The 14,336-nt window shown below is 53.7% G+C and carries 16 protein-coding genes and 1 tRNA gene; 2 read left to right on the top strand and 15 right to left on the bottom strand.

Translation table 11 applies throughout. The features are described 5' to 3' along the window. Positions 1 to 16: 16 nt before the first annotated feature. The 7 genes from gpmI to DPV68_RS10635 form a co-directional block, all read right to left on the bottom strand. Complete coding sequence (gpmI, locus tag DPV68_RS10665) at positions 17 to 1,555, bottom strand: 2,3-bisphosphoglycerate-independent phosphoglycerate mutase (protein ID WP_114166804.1); 1,539 nt, start codon at positions 1,553 to 1,555, stop codon at positions 17 to 19. After that, positions 1,556 to 2,308 carry a triose-phosphate isomerase gene (gene tpiA, locus DPV68_RS10660; RefSeq protein ID WP_114166803.1) on the bottom strand — a complete coding sequence of 251 codons (753 nt, stop codon included), beginning with the start codon at positions 2,306 to 2,308 and terminating at the stop codon, positions 1,556 to 1,558. It lies immediately after the preceding gene. Positions 2,309 to 2,326: 18 nt separating this feature from the next. Beyond that, positions 2,327 to 3,511, bottom strand: a complete 1,185-nt coding sequence (locus DPV68_RS10655) for a phosphoglycerate kinase (protein ID WP_114166802.1) — start codon at positions 3,509 to 3,511, stop codon at positions 2,327 to 2,329. A gap of 98 nt (positions 3,512 to 3,609) precedes the next feature. Beyond that, complete coding sequence (gap, locus tag DPV68_RS10650) at positions 3,610 to 4,617, bottom strand: type I glyceraldehyde-3-phosphate dehydrogenase (RefSeq protein ID WP_114166801.1); 1,008 nt, start codon at positions 4,615 to 4,617, stop codon at positions 3,610 to 3,612. 59 nt (positions 4,618 to 4,676) lie between these two features. Further along, on the bottom strand, positions 4,677 to 5,705 hold the full coding sequence (locus DPV68_RS10645; RefSeq protein ID WP_114166800.1) for a sugar-binding transcriptional regulator: 1,029 nt from the start codon (positions 5,703 to 5,705) through the stop codon (positions 4,677 to 4,679). Between the two features lie 109 nt (positions 5,706 to 5,814). Then, on the bottom strand, positions 5,815 to 6,072 hold the full coding sequence (locus tag DPV68_RS10640) for a glutaredoxin family protein (RefSeq protein WP_114166799.1): 258 nt from the start codon (positions 6,070 to 6,072) through the stop codon (positions 5,815 to 5,817). Between the two features lies 1 nt (position 6,073). Continuing rightward, the gene (locus DPV68_RS10635) at positions 6,074 to 7,219 is read right to left on the bottom strand and encodes an RNA polymerase factor sigma-54 (RefSeq protein WP_114166798.1); all 1,146 of its coding nucleotides are present in this window, start codon (positions 7,217 to 7,219) and stop codon (positions 6,074 to 6,076) included. Between the two features lie 122 nt (positions 7,220 to 7,341). Here DPV68_RS10635 and DPV68_RS10630 point away from each other — a divergent pair. Together DPV68_RS10630 and clpP are read left to right on the top strand one after the other, a co-directional pair. Next, positions 7,342 to 7,414: transfer RNA gene (locus tag DPV68_RS10630), tRNA-Arg, on the top strand. A 151-nt stretch (positions 7,415 to 7,565) separates the two neighbouring features. Beyond that, positions 7,566 to 8,141, top strand: a complete 576-nt coding sequence (clpP, locus tag DPV68_RS10625) for an ATP-dependent Clp endopeptidase proteolytic subunit ClpP (protein ID WP_024370422.1) — start codon at positions 7,566 to 7,568, stop codon at positions 8,139 to 8,141. Positions 8,142 to 8,181: 40 nt separating this feature from the next. On the opposite strand, the gene DPV68_RS10620 is transcribed toward clpP, so the two are convergent. The 8 genes from DPV68_RS10620 to trxB all read right to left on the bottom strand — a co-directional run bounded on the left by DPV68_RS10620 (position 8,182) and on the right by trxB (position 14,304). Further along, positions 8,182 to 8,877 carry a MerR family transcriptional regulator gene (locus DPV68_RS10620; RefSeq protein WP_114166797.1) on the bottom strand — a complete coding sequence of 232 codons (696 nt, stop codon included), beginning with the start codon at positions 8,875 to 8,877 and terminating at the stop codon, positions 8,182 to 8,184. A gap of 57 nt (positions 8,878 to 8,934) precedes the next feature. Then, positions 8,935 to 9,375 carry a hypothetical protein gene (locus tag DPV68_RS10615; RefSeq protein ID WP_114166796.1) on the bottom strand — a complete coding sequence of 147 codons (441 nt, stop codon included), beginning with the start codon at positions 9,373 to 9,375 and terminating at the stop codon, positions 8,935 to 8,937. A 62-nt stretch (positions 9,376 to 9,437) separates the two neighbouring features. Next, entirely contained in the window at positions 9,438 to 9,953 is a 516-nt protein-coding gene (locus tag DPV68_RS10610) for a DUF2179 domain-containing protein (RefSeq protein ID WP_114166795.1), read from the bottom strand. A 95-nt stretch (positions 9,954 to 10,048) separates the two neighbouring features. After that, positions 10,049 to 10,285 carry a hypothetical protein gene (locus DPV68_RS10605; protein WP_021065439.1) on the bottom strand — a complete coding sequence of 79 codons (237 nt, stop codon included), beginning with the start codon at positions 10,283 to 10,285 and terminating at the stop codon, positions 10,049 to 10,051. Positions 10,286 to 10,371: 86 nt separating this feature from the next. Next, positions 10,372 to 11,325 carry a DNA-binding protein WhiA gene (gene whiA / locus DPV68_RS10600; protein WP_114166794.1) on the bottom strand — a complete coding sequence of 318 codons (954 nt, stop codon included), beginning with the start codon at positions 11,323 to 11,325 and terminating at the stop codon, positions 10,372 to 10,374. A 31-nt stretch (positions 11,326 to 11,356) separates the two neighbouring features. Beyond that, positions 11,357 to 12,352: a gluconeogenesis factor YvcK family protein gene (locus DPV68_RS10595; RefSeq protein ID WP_114166793.1), complete on the bottom strand. Its 996-nt coding sequence runs from the start codon at positions 12,350 to 12,352 to the stop codon at positions 11,357 to 11,359. Between the two features lies 1 nt (position 12,353). Continuing rightward, on the bottom strand, positions 12,354 to 13,226 hold the full coding sequence (rapZ, locus tag DPV68_RS10590; protein WP_114166792.1) for an RNase adapter RapZ: 873 nt from the start codon (positions 13,224 to 13,226) through the stop codon (positions 12,354 to 12,356). A gap of 124 nt (positions 13,227 to 13,350) precedes the next feature. Next, complete coding sequence (gene trxB, locus DPV68_RS10585) at positions 13,351 to 14,304, bottom strand: thioredoxin-disulfide reductase (protein ID WP_114166791.1); 954 nt, start codon at positions 14,302 to 14,304, stop codon at positions 13,351 to 13,353. Between the last annotated feature and the right edge of the window lie 32 nt (positions 14,305 to 14,336).

Below are 14,336 nucleotides of genomic sequence, written 5' to 3'. Positions count from 1 at the left end.
TAGCAAATTTTTTGAGTTACTTCGTGACGATCGATGTACCGGTCATTTCGGCCGGTTGCTCTCCACCGAGAAGGTGAAGGAGTGTCGGGGCGAGGTCGCACAAGGCACCTTCGAGAACGGGCTTCAGTTCTACCCCTTCTTTCGTGACGATACATGGTACAGGCTCCGTCGTGTGAGCTGTCATCGGTGAACCGTCCGGGTTCGTGACAAGGTCAGCGTTCCCGTGGTCCGCCGTGATAATCGCCGCGCCACCTTTGGCAATGAGTGCGTCCACTACTTTACCGAGGCATTCGTCGACGACTTCGACCGCTTTTTTCGTCGGTTCGAGCATACCGGAATGGCCGACCATGTCCGGGTTCGCGTAGTTGATGATGTACGCGTCATACATGTCCGATTCGATGCGTTGAAGAAGTCCTTCCGTGAGCTCATATGCGCTCATTTCCGGTTTCAAGTCGTACGTCGCCACTTTCGGTGACGGTACGAGGAAACGATCTTCACCTTCGAACGGTGTTTCTTGTTGGCCGTTCAAGAAGAACGTGACGTGCGGGTACTTCTCCGTTTCCGCGGCGCGGAGCTGTCGGTACCCTTGCGCGGCGAGCGTCTCACCGAGCGTGTTTTTCAAATCTTCCGGTGGGAAGACGATGTCCGTGTCGATTTCATCCGAGAATTTCGTCATCGAGACGAGCAAGATGTTCTCTGGATGTGTGCTCGAAAGTTCGAAGCCTTTGAAGCCGGTCTTCTCTTTGAACACTTTTGCGAGCTCGATCGCCCGGTCCGGACGGAAGTTGAAGAACATGATCGCGTCGTTATCTTTGATCGTCGCAATCGGTTGTCCATCTTTCTCGATGACCGTCGGTAAGACGAATTCATCTGTCAAGCCGTCTGCATATGACTGTTTAAGAACGTCAACCGCATTCGTACCGACATCGCCTTTTCCGTTGACGAGCACGTCGTATACTTTCTCGACGCGTTCCCAGCGGTTGTCGCGGTCCATGGCATAGTAACGTCCAGACACGCTAGCGACTTGACCGAGTCCAAGTTCAGCGAGCTTCGCTTCCGTCTGTTCGAGGAAGCCAGCGCCTGATTTCGGATCACAGTCACGGCCGTCCGTGAAAGCGTGAATGTAGACTTTTTCAATCCCCTGGAGTTTCGCGAACTCGACGATGGCGTACATGTGGTTGATGTGCGAGTGAATCCCACCGTCTGAGACGAGGCCCATGATGTGGAGACTCGAATCATACTTTCTCACATGACCTGCCAAGTGATTCATCGCTTGGCGATCGAAGAGTGAACGGTCTTTGATGGCGTTGTTGACGCGTGAAAGTGACTGATAGACGACCCGGCCGGCACCGATGTTCAAGTGACCGACTTCCGAGTTCCCCATCTGACCTTCCGGAAGGCCGACGTACTCGCCTTTCGCGTTGAGGAGCGTATGTGGATACTGCTCCCAATAGCGGTCGAAATTCGGTTTGTTCGCCGCGGCGACCGCATTACCGAACGTCTCGTCCCGCATGCCAAAACCATCTAAAATAATGAGGGCGACTGGTCTTGCCATTTAAATCGCCTCCAACAACTTGAGGAACGAAGCAGCTTCAAGTGAAGCACCGCCGACGAGCGCGCCGTCGATGTCGTCTTGCGCCATATACTCCTTGATGTTCTCAGGTTTTACAGAACCGCCGTATTGGATACGAACCGCAGCCGCCACGTCTTCACCGTAAAGACCTTTTACGACGTCACGAACATATTTGCATGAGCTTTGCGCGTCTGCTTCGTCCGCTGATTTACCAGTGCCGATTGCCCAAACTGGCTCGTATGCGATGACGAGTTGTTTGACTTGGTCAGCCGAGAGGTCCGCGAGGCCACCTTCGACTTGCGTCTTGATGACGTCTTCGAACTTGCCGCCTTCACGCTCTTCCAATGTCTCACCGACGCAAACGATTGGCGTAAGACCGTGTTCGAACGCTTTTTTCGTTTTGCTGTTGATGAAGGCATCGGATTCGCCGAAGTATTCGCGACGCTCCGAGTGACCGAGGATGACGTATGTCACGCCGAGGTCAGCAATCATAGCTGGGCTGATTTCGCCTGTATATGCCCCGCTATCTTTGTCGTACATGTTTTGTGCACTGAGCTTCAAGTCCGATCCTTTAGCCGCTTCTACCATTGGGGCCAAGAACACTGCTGGTGCACCGATCGCCGCGTCAACTTTGTCTGTTGACGGGATATTGTTTTTAACTTCCTCTACGAAAGCGACGGCTTCCGAGAGTGTTTTGTTCATTTTCCAGTTACCTGCAATAATCGGTTTACGCATCGATAACCCTCCTCTGTTTTACTTGTCGTTGAGCGCCTCGACGCCTGGAAGTTTCTTGCCTTCCATGAATTCGAGTGAAGCGCCGCCACCAGTCGAAATGTGGCTCATTTGGTCAGCAAGGCCGAACTTGGCTGCTGCCGCTGCTGAGTCACCACCGCCGATGATTGAGTAAGCGTCGCTGTCTGCGAGTGCTTGAGCGACACCTTTCGTTCCGTTGGCGTACTTATCAAGTTCGAATACGCCCATCGGTCCGTTCCAAACGACAAGTTTCGATTCGCGAATCGCTTCCGCGTAAATTTCGACTGTCTTCGGTCCGATATCAAGACCCATGTGATCCGCCGGAATCGAGTCGATATCGACTGGTCCGACGTATGTCTCTTCGCCGAATTCTTTCGCAATGACACAGTCGACCGGCATCAAGAACTTCACGCCTTTGTCTTCTGCTTTTTTCATGAACTGACGAGCGAGGTCGAGCTTGTCTTCTTCAAGGAGTGACGTACCGACTTCGTGCCCGAGCGCCTTCGAGAACGTGTACGAGAGACCGCCACCGATGATGAGTGTGTCAACGATGTCAAGAAGGTGGTCGATGACCCCAATCTTGTCCGCAACTTTCGACCCGCCGATAATCGCCGTGAACGGACGGTCCGGGTTCGAGAGTGCCTTCCCGAGGACTTCAAGTTCTTTCTCCATCAAGAAACCAGCAACTGCTTGGTCAACGTGATGCGCGATGCCTTCCGTTGAAGCGTGGGCACGGTGAGCCGCGCCGAACGCATCATTGACGAAAATATCAGCGAGTGCCGCGAACCCTTGTGCGAGTTCTGGATCGTTTTTCGTTTCACCAGGGTAGAAACGGACGTTTTCGAGAACGACGACGTCACCTTCGCCAAGTTTTGAAACGGCTTCTTCTGCGACAGGTCCATATGCTTCTTCGACAAGCGGTACATCTTTGCCGAGAAGTTCAGCGAGACGTTTAGCGACCGGCGCGAGCGAGTAATCGAGATTCTTCTCGCCTTTTGGACGACCGAGGTGGCTCGCAAGAATGACTTTCGCGCCGCCGTCAATCAAATGCTTGATCGTTGGGAGTGCCGCTTGAATCCGCGTTTCATCTTGAATGACGCCATCTTTGAGTGGAACGTTGAAGTCGACGCGGCAAAAGACGCGTTTTCCTTTTACACCGATGTCACGAATAGACTGTTTGTTCATAACCTTCGCCTCCATATGTCGTGCGTGTCAATTTCATAAATAGAGCGGAGAACAATCTCTTGTTTCCGCTCCTATTTGATTCTATTTAGTTCACGAACTTACTTCGCGATTTCAGCGAAGTGCTTGAGTGTGCGAACCAATTGTGCAGTGTAAGACATTTCGTTGTCATACCAAGCCACTGTCTTAACAAGTTGCTTGTCGCCAACTGTCATTACTTTCGTTTGCGTCGCATCGAAGAGTGAACCGTACGTGATTCCGACGATGTCAGAAGATACGATTTCGTCTTCCGTGTAACCGTAAGACTCGTTCGCTGCTGCTTTCATTGCTGCGTTGATTTCGTCAACAGATACATTCTTCTCAAGAACTGTTACGAGTTCTGTGAGTGAACCTGTAGCAACTGGTACACGTTGTGCCGCACCGTCAAGTTTACCTTGAAGTTCTGGGATAACGAGACCGATCGCTTTAGCCGCACCAGTTGTGTTCGGTACGATGTTCGCTGCTGCCGCACGTGCACGACGGAAGTCGCCTTTCGGGTGTGGAGCGTCGAGCGTGTTTTGGTCGCCTGTGTAAGCGTGGATCGTCGTCATGAGACCTTCAACGATTCCGAACTGGTCTTGGAGAACTTTCGCCATTGGCGCCAAGCAGTTTGTCGTACAAGAAGCACCAGAGATGACTGTTTCAGAACCATCAAGGATGTCGTGGTTTGTGTTATAAACGACAGTTTTCATGTCACCTGTAGCCGGAGCCGAGATCACAACTTTTTTCGCGCCAGCTTTCAAGTGAAGCTCCGCTTTTTCTTTTGCTGTGAAGAATCCAGTACATTCGAGAACGATGTCAACACCGAGCTCGCCCCATGGGAGTTCTTCTGGGTTGCGGTTAGCAAGAGTAACGACTTTTTCACCGTTTACGAGGAAGTGATCGTCATGTACTTCAACGTCTCCGTCGAAACGACCTTGTGTCGTATCGTACTTGAGAAGGTGAGCAAGCATCTTCGTGTCAGTCAAGTCGTTGATTGCAACAACTTCGATTCCTTCGTTTTTGATGATCTCGCGGAATGCCAAACGACCAATACGTCCAAATCCGTTAATACCAACTTTTACTGCCATAGTTAATTTCCTCCTTAGGGTAGAAGCTATTTATTGAAGAGCCAACGGGGGTCAACTCTTTAATAACGAGTTAATAATTCTGTCGCCGCACCTTCGTCTGTGACGAGGATGATGTTCGGCGTGTGTTTCGCATATGCGGCGATTGCCTGTGCCTTTGATTTCCCTCCGGCGACAGCGATGACGGTGTCCATGTCGTCGAGCTCCTCCAATTGGATCCCGACCGTCTTGACCCGGTGCACGATTTCACCTTCAGCGTTGAAGTAATAGCCGAACGCCTCGGCGACGGCATCGTGCCGTTCGATCATCCGCAAATGCTCCGGTGACGCGTGACGGCGTTTCGCCATCGTTTCCGCCTCACCAATTCCATGTACCACTATTCGCGCCGCTCTAATCATTTCCAGGACATTTTTTATGCTAGGTTCTTCCACCATCCGCTCGAACGTCTCTTGCGAAACCTCGTCCGGGATGTGGAGTAAATGATAGTCGGCATGGGCCCGGTCGGCCATCCGAGAACAGACAGTGTTCGCCTGTAACTCAAGCGTCTCTCCGAGTCCGCCGCGTGCCGGCACGAAATGCATCGGCCGTTCTTTTTTATCGGGCGACATCATGGCCGCAACCGATGCCATCGTCGTCCCGCCTGTGACCGCGATGATATTGTCGTCCGGTGCCAGTCGCGCTTTCAGTTGCGTGACGGCGGCCCGACCGATATCTCGCTGGACCCAGAACGTCTCGTCGGAATCACCCGGTACGATGACGACTTGGCGAACGCCTAATTTGCGCTCGAGTTCTCGTGCGACTTCTGAGATGCCTAGGATTTCTCCCATCACCTCGTGCAAGTCCCGGAGAACGTTTCGGCCCGATTCCGTAAGGGAAATTCCTTGAGTCGCGACCATCAATAGACCTTGGTCTTTCAAAAAGTCGACTTCTCGTCTTAGGATTCGTTCCGTCAGCCCGAGGCTTACGGCGAGTGTCCGGCGGCCAATCGGCTGCATCAACCGGACATAATGTAAGATATCGTAACGATGTCGGAGCGTATCGAGCATGTCGGGAACGATTTGCTTCTGAACTTGAATCAGTTGCTGGATCATACGCATTCCCCCTCGACTTAAAGCGTGGACGTTTTTTGTCCCACTTTTGTATTTACGTCCCACCGCTACGACTTCATCTTATCAATGACTTTTCCGTCTTGCAACCCCTTCAAACGTTTTTTTTAGATGTAAGCGTATACTTAACAAAATCTTCAACTTTACTGTCATCGTATCGCCCTTGACTAATGACGCTCCCCTCGTGTAAGACAACGGGGATCTCAAACAAGTACTTCGCCTCGAGTTCCTCATTTCCAGTGATGTCGATCTGTTCGAGCTCGAACGGATAGTCTTCCATGAGCCATTCGAGCATGATAAGCGCCTCCTCGCAGAGCGAACAGTTGGCGCGGCGGTATAACGTCAGGACCATGTCAGTCCCCCCCTTTCCACAATTGTCTTTCCCGCTCCCGCGAGTTTCCAAAACCGAGCGCCTCCCGATAGTTCGCCACCGTCCGTCTCGTCACCGTATAACCGAGCCGGGCCAGCTCACGGGTGAGCGCAGCGTCACTTAAAGGCGACGCCTCGTGTTGAATCAGTTCGGCGAGCGCTTTCTTCACCATGAACGGTGACTGCCCGTGCACCGTCGACCGGACGAAAAAATGCCGCCACGCCATAATCCCTCCCTCGGTCGCCGCATACTTCCCTTGGATGGCCCGGCCGACGGTCGATTCGTGCTTGCCGATTTGTTCGGCGACTTCTTTTCGCGTCAGCGGATGTAAGACGAGCTTGCCGTCCAACCAATCGCGTTGGCGTTCCGAGATGACGGCCCATACCGAACGCAGCGTCGCGTTCCGCATCTCGAGCGTCTCGTGCCACCACCTCGCCTCGCGGTCGTCCTTGATGCGCACCACATCGAGTGTCGGGCTGAACCATGTCGTCACGAGCGCACCGTCACGCCGGACGACTTCGAGTTCCGGGGCGATGTGCTCCGTTCCTTCATATAATATCGGTGTTTTCGGGAGCGTCGCCACGACGCGCGTCACCCGGTCGAACTCGTCCACTGAGATACCGAGTCGATTCGGGATGTCATGAGCGTTCGCGTCGAGCGCCTCGAACACGTCTAGGACGAGCGGGTCATCATGTTCGATCGCGTGCCGATATTGGCAATCGCGTTCGTTCTTCGCCCCGATTCCGGTCGGCTCTAAAAACAAGAGCGACTGGCGCGCCGCCTCGACGTCCGCGACATCAACTCCGAGCCGGCCGGCGAGTGCAAGATCGCTCTCCGGTAGTAAACCGCGATGATCGAGTGCGAGCACGAGTTGCCGTTGAAGTTGTTTTTGGGCATCGGTCCCGCTCCCTTCGTCAATCTGCATGAACAATCGGTCCTCGAATCCGCTCGCCGAATCGGCCACCCATTCGACCGCACCGCTCCCCGTGGCGATGCATGGGTTACGCTTTGACAAGCGGCCGAGCTGAAACGCGATCGCCGTCCGGTCCGCCTCGAGAATCGGCATGCGCCGCACCATGTCCTGGGTCAGCTGTTGCTTTTGAAGTTGTTGCTGTTCTTGCCGTTGCATCGGTCCCACTCCTCTCGCTTCCTATTGTAGCGAACAGTGGGAAATCGCGCTCAAAAAAAGTGAGACGAACAGGATTGCTTTTTTAAAAAAACAAATGTATAATAAATCGTGTCAGAGAACATGCACCCGTAGCTCAGGGGATAGAGCACTGGTTTCCGGTGCCAGGTGTCGGGAGTTCGAATCTCTCCGGGTGTATCAAAGAAAGAGGTCAGGCAAATGCCTGGCCTCTTTTGTCGTTTTAGAATCGTCAAACCGTGGAATAGGTCAAAAACGATGACTATCGTTTGACCAACATTGACTATAGCGGTATGATATGTTTACAACCTACATAAAGGAGGCAGATTCAATGTTAATTCCAACAGTTATCGAACAAACAGGTCGCGGGGAACGCGCGTACGATATTTACTCACGCTTGCTCAAGGACCGCATCATCTTGCTCGGAAGTGCGATCGACGACAACGTCGCCAACTCGATCGTCGCCCAGCTTCTCTTCCTTGCAGCCGAGGATCCAGATAAGGACATCTCGCTTTACATCAACAGCCCGGGTGGTTCGATCACTTCCGGAATGGCGATTTATGACACGATGAACTTCATCAAGCCGAACGTGTCGACGATTTGTATCGGAATGGCCGCATCGATGGGTGCCTTCTTGCTCCAAGCCGGTGAAAAAGGCAAACGCTTCGCGCTTCCGAACGCTGAGATTATGATTCACCAACCGCTCGGCGGTACGCAAGGTCAAGCATCGGACATCAAAATCCATGCCGAACGCATCATCAAGATGCGTGAGAAATTGAACCAAATCATGGCCGACAACACTGGCCAGCCGCTTGAAGTCATCGAGCGCGACACGGAGCGCGACTACTTCATGTCAGCCGACCAAGCGAAAGACTACGGTCTCATCGACAAAGTCATGACGCGCTAATCCAAAAGCGCCTTTCCCAAATTCGGGAAAGGCGCTTCTTTTATTGCACGGGTAACCAAATCTCAATCAAATCGTCGGCCCCGTCTTGCCCGTGAATGTAGCGTTCAAAATCGAGCGCATCCCGCAACGTCACATCTGGCAACGCCAGAATTTGGTTATACGTCGTGGGGATGGCCGGGATTCCCCCTTCGACCGTGGCGACAAGATAACGTCCTGCCGACAGTTCGACTTGGCGAGAATCCCTTCCCTTCACCGGTTCGGTCATCCCAGCTAAATAGGCTTCTTCTTTCGCTAAACAGACGCCATATGATTCGTCTGTCGTCAGCTCCGGTTGCAGTTTTTCCCAAACGAACGGGATTGTGGTGAGTTCGGATACATAGCCGTTCACAATTTTCGGTCGGTCCCACATCTCATAACGTACTTTCATTGAATCTCCCCCTGTTTGCATCCATTTGATTTGTTGCTCGACTTGTCGCAACACCTCGATTTCGCGTTGCACCTCATCAAGTCTGCTGTCGAGCAACTCGCTCACACTTTCTACCGTTTGAATTTGTTCGAGCGAGATGCCCATTTGCCGCAGTAACTTGATTTCGTTCAGGCGTCTTATCTCTTCCATCCCGTATAATCGGTACTGATTGTCTAAACGAGTCGGTCGGACGAGTCCTTTCGCTTCATACCACTTGATTGCTTTCATGGACAACCCCGTCAGATGGACCACTTTTCCGATTTGAATCATTGGCGTCCCCCCTTCACCTATATCGTAAAGCCGTCCGTAGCGGGCAGGTCAACTCTTTTATTCCTTGACCTCGACCCCGAACACGTAACGGCTGTCCCCACGCGGCCACTCCCCGCCCGTCTCGAACAAATAGACACCGGGTTCGTCGGGGACGACGAGATCAGCCCGCACGAGTTCCCCATCGATGATTTGATGGAACGAGGCGTTCGCTGGCTCGGCATGAAACTCGACATCAATCTCGGCGCCCGGCTCGACCGGGACGAGTTGCAAATCGTCCGCGGTCGGCAGAGCATGGTCTTCACAAACCGCCTCGCCCCCGTCCGACCAACAGTACGTCGACTGTCTCACTTCCGCGGTCACCGCGCCGACCCGTACCGTCGGGAGCGGCGGTTTGATCGTGGTCTCCGACTTCCAAAGCGAAGTGGCGAACAGCACGCCGCCGACGAGCATCAACCCAGCCACGATGATCCATAAGCCTTTCCGTCTCAATTCGCTCATCTCCTTTGTTCTTGTATTCCCCGTTCCACGAAAAAACGACCCACTTCCGTGAGTCGTCTCGTTCATTTCGGGCGGCGGAGCCCTTTCATCATGTAGCCGCCTTTGAAGTCGATCGGATCAAATGCGACGAGGAACGCCTTCGGTTCATATTCCTCGACCAATTGACGCAAATCTTTCATCCGTGTCCGCGCTGCCAAGACATCGAGACGATAGCGGACGCCGTCACGCCCTTGTCCTTGATAATGCGTCACGCCATAGCCGTTGTCACGCATCTTCTGGATGAGCTCGGCTGGGAATTCTTGCGTGTGCACTTGGATCATATTGTAGCCGATGGCGAGTTTGCGTTCGACATAACCGCCGACGAGAATCCCGAGCCCAAATCCGACCGCATAGACGATCATGCCAAGCGTCGTCAAATCTTGGAACACGATGCCGAGCGCAAAGATGTAAATGAGCGTCTCGAGCGTCCCAAATAATCCCGCGATCATCGTTTTCCCTTTGACGAGCATGATGGTCCGAAGCGTCAGCACCGGCACGTAGACGAGTTGTAATACTAGGATGAGCAAGATTTGCCCCATAGGATCGACCTCCATTCGAATTCAATATAACTACTATTCCAAATTTCAAGACCGGATGCAACCAAAAAAGGCTGACCGCGGCCAGCCTTTCTCGATTACTTGTCTAAGTTATCAACGCTCGTGAGCAGTTCATAATCTTTACGGATGACCTGATAGATGGCGTTCGTATCACCTGACAATACTTCTTCGGCCCGTAATTGGTTGAGGAAGAGACTTGTCGCGAATGTGACGAGGGCACTTTTCGGGATTCCGATTTGTTTCGCGCGCTCCGTGATGACCTGGTCTAAATCAGCATCGATCGTGAGCGAGATTCTTTTCTTTGCATTCGACATTATTACGAAACTCCTTTAATTTACATTTCAAATTCCTATACACAATTGATAATTATATAGGAAGAATGGTTTTGGTGCAACCGGCGTCACGATGAGCGGACTTCTTCGCCGTTGCGTACCTTCTCCGCGATTTGATCGATTTTACGAAGCCGGTGGTTGATTCCCGACTTCGAGATGGGTCCCGTCTCGAGCATCTCGCCGAGTTCTTGGAGCGAGACATCTTGATGGGTGACCCGGAGTTCGGCGATTTCGCGGAGCTTGACCGGCAAAATCTCAAGCCCGACCGTGCGCTCGAGGAACTTGATGTTCTCGACTTGACGCAGTGCCGCCCCGACCGTCTTGTTCAAGTTGGCCGTCTCACAGTTGACGAGCCGGTTGACGGAGTTACGCATGTCTTTGATGATGCGAGCGTCCTCGAAGTCGAGCATGCCGCGCGTCGCCCCGATGAGTTTCAGGAAATCCGAGATCTTCTCGCTCTCTTTGATGTAGAGGATGTGCCCTTTCTTCCGCTCGAGCGTCTTTGCGTTCAAGCCGAAGCGGTTGGCGAGGTCACGGAGCGCCTGGTTATGGTTCTCATACAGGCTGTACACTTCGAGGTGGTACGATGACGTCTTCGGATGGTTGATCGACCCGCCGGCGAGGAACGACCCACGTAAATAGGCCCGGGCGAGGTTCTCGTCCCGTGTCATTGCCGAGTTGAGCGTCCGAATCATCTCATAGTTCTCCCCGAGAATCTCGAGGTCCCGAAGCATCGTCTCGGCACGCTGGGCAACCCGGACGATGTAGACGTTGTTCTTCTTCAACCGCATTTTCTTCCGTACGAACAAATCGAGATGGTGGTCGTACAGCCGTTTCATGAGGGAATAGATTCGGCGTGCGATGGCGGCATTCTCCGTCGAGACGTCGAGCGTCATCCCTCGCCCTAAGGCGAGCGAGATGACCCCGTTCATTCGGACGAGCGCGGACAGTTCCGCTTTCGCCTCGGCATCGGTCACGACGAGTTGCGTCAATTCTTTTTTGACGTCAGAGGCAAAGCTCATGCCAGTCCCCTCCTTTCTGTTCAATCACAACTTATTTCAGCTCAAGCTCTTGGAATGAGCGTGGTTTCTTGATGCGCAGGACACGTTGCATGACGAGTCCTGCGATGGCGTCCGAGTCGTGGCGGATATAGTCACGGTTATAGTCGACGATATCACCCGCGAGTACGTTCGTGCCGTAATTCCGGAGCTTCTTCCGGTCGAAGCGGACTTCTTCCGAGCCGTCTTTCAGATAACGCTCTAAATAGATGTCCTCAATCGGCTCGTTGTTGACGACGATCGTGTCAACCGTCGACTTGCCGAGGTACGCCTCGACCATTTTTAAATGTTTCATCGCGTCATACCCTTTCGTCTCACCCGGCTGCGTCATGACGTTACAGATGTAGACGACCGGCTTTTTAGACCGGACGATGGCGTCGCGCACTTCCGCGATCAACAAGTTCGGGATGATGCTCGTATATAGGCTCCCAGGACCGAGCACGATCAAATCGGCGTCCTCGATCGCCTCGACGACACCAGCCGCCGGCTTGATGCCTTCTTCGAGCAAGAACAGGCGCTTGATCGGTTTCTCGACGAGCGGGATCTTCGATTCGCCTTTGACGATCGTCCCGTCCTCGAACTCGGCCGCGAGCGTCATGAGCGTCTCCGTCACCGGGAGCACCTTGCCTTGCGCATTCAACAGCTGTGACAAGACATCGACCGCCTTGACGAACGAGCCCTCACAGATGTGCGTCGCCGCCGTCAGCATGAGGTTGCCGAGCGAGTGGCCCTCAAGGCCATAGCCGCTGTCGAACCGGTATTGCAAAATCTTGTCCATGAGCGGCTCGACCTCGGACAAGGCGAGGATGACGTTCCGGATATCACCCGGCGGCAACATGTGGAACTCGTCACGGAGGCGCCCCGAGCTGCCCCCGTCGTCCCCGACCGTGACGATGGCCGTGATGTCGAGCGGATAATGCTTCAAGCCCCGCACGAGCGTCGAGAGACCCGTACCGCCACCGATGGCCACCACTTTTCTGTCGCGTCTCATCTTATTTCTCCTTCGTCGCATGCGCGAGGTCGCGATGGACGGTCTTGACGTTATAGCGCTCGGCGAAGTGGGCCGACACTTTCTCAGCGAATGTGATCGAGCGGTGCTTCCCGCCCGTACAGCCGAAGGCGACAACGACTTGCGTCTTCCCTTCGCGCTTATACTGCGGCAAGAGAAATTCGAGCATGTCAATCAGCTTCTTATAGAACGCCCGCGCCTCGGGGTGCGACATGACGTACGTCTGGACTTCTTCCGTCTGCCCGGTGAGCGGACGTAGTTCCGGGATATAGAACGGGTTCGTGATGAAGCGGACGTCGAACAACAAGTCGATGTCGAGCGGCACGCCGTGCTTGAATCCGAACGACATGAAGTTGACGGTGAACGGGATGCGTTCTTCATTGAACTGAAGCAAGATGCGGTCTTTGAGCATCTGCGGCTTCAAATCGCTCGTGTCGTAAAGGGTGTGGGCCCGGTCCCGGAACGCTTCGAGCAACGAACGTTCCATCCCGATCCCGACGAGCGGCGCGTCTTCCGGGGCGAGCGGGTGCGACCGGCGCGTCTCTTTATAACGGCGCACGAGCACTTCGTCCCGCGTGTCGAGATACAGTAAGTGCGGGTGCACATTCTTCTGTTCCAAGTCGTCGATGACGATGAACAGGCTGTCAATGAAGTCGCGCGTCCGTGTGTCGATGGCGACGGCGATCTTCGGCCGGACCGAACTGATGACATCAATCAATTGCGGCAGCAAGACCGGCGGCAAGTTATCGACGCAAAAATAGCCGAGGTCCTCAAAACTGTTCATCGCGACCGATTTCCCGGCCCCGCTCATCCCGCTGATGATGATCAACTCTTCTAATCCTTTAAAATCTTCCATGTCGCTGACGCCCCCTTAAATTTGACAACCGAGCCGTGTGTTCAGCTCTCTTCTCTCCTTAGTATAGCGAACGCTTGAAAAAAAGAGAAGGGATTGCGGTCGCCCGCAATCCCTTCTGCCTTGGTCACGCGTTTTGCTCTTGTAATCCCTCGAGGAGACCCTCGATGAAGTGTTGCGCGTTTTGAGCGGCGATCGATCCGTCGTTCGTCGCGGTGACGACTTGACGGAGCGTCTTGTCGCGCACGTCGCCGGCTGCGAAGATCCCTGGAATCTTCGTCTCCATCGCCTCGTTCGTGACGATATAGCCTTGCTCGTTCGTGATGCCAAGGTCTTTGACGAAACCAGTGATCGGGTTCATGCCGATATAGATGAACACCCCGTCGATGTCATGGTCCGACTCAGTCCCGTCGACCGTGCTGACGAGACGTGCCCCGCCGACTTTCCCGTCCGCTTCCACGATCTCTTTGAGCGTGTGGTTCCAGATGAAGTCGACTTTCGGGTTGTCGAACGCCCGTTTCTGAAGAATCTTCTGCGCGCGCAGCTCGTCGCGACGATGGACGATTGTGACTTTGTCTGCGAAGCGCGTCAAGAACACGCCTTCCTCGACGGCCGAGTCGCCGCCGCCGATGACGAACAAGTTCTTCCCTTTGAAGAACGCACCGTCACAGACCGCACAGTACGAGACACCGCGGCCGCCGAGCTCTTCTTCGCCCGGGACACCGATTTTCTTGTACTGTGCTCCTGAAGCGAGAATGATCGCCCGTGCTTTATAGTCACGGTTGTGGGCGTGGACGATTTTATATTCTGTTTTGTCCGAAATGCTCTGGACGTCGCCGTACGCGTATTCCGCACCGAATGCTTTCGAGTGGTCGAACATCTTTTGGGACAGGTCTGGACCGAGGATGCTGTCATAGCCCGGATAGTTTTCGATATCTTCCGTGTTCGCCATCTGTCCACCCGGGATGCCGCGTTCAATCATCAATGTCGATAAGTTGGCACGCGACGCGTAAAGTGCCGCCGTCATTCCGGCTGGGCCGGCCCCGATGATAATGACGTCATAGATTTTTTCTTCTGTCATAATGATTCCACCTCTGCATGAAATTGATTGAC

The sequence above is a fragment of the Exiguobacterium sp. TNDT2 genome, assembly GCF_003331145.1.
In the GTDB taxonomy this organism is placed as follows: Bacteria; Bacillota; Bacilli; order Exiguobacteriales; family Exiguobacteriaceae; genus Exiguobacterium.
This window is presented reverse-complemented; position numbering and strand designations above follow the sequence as displayed.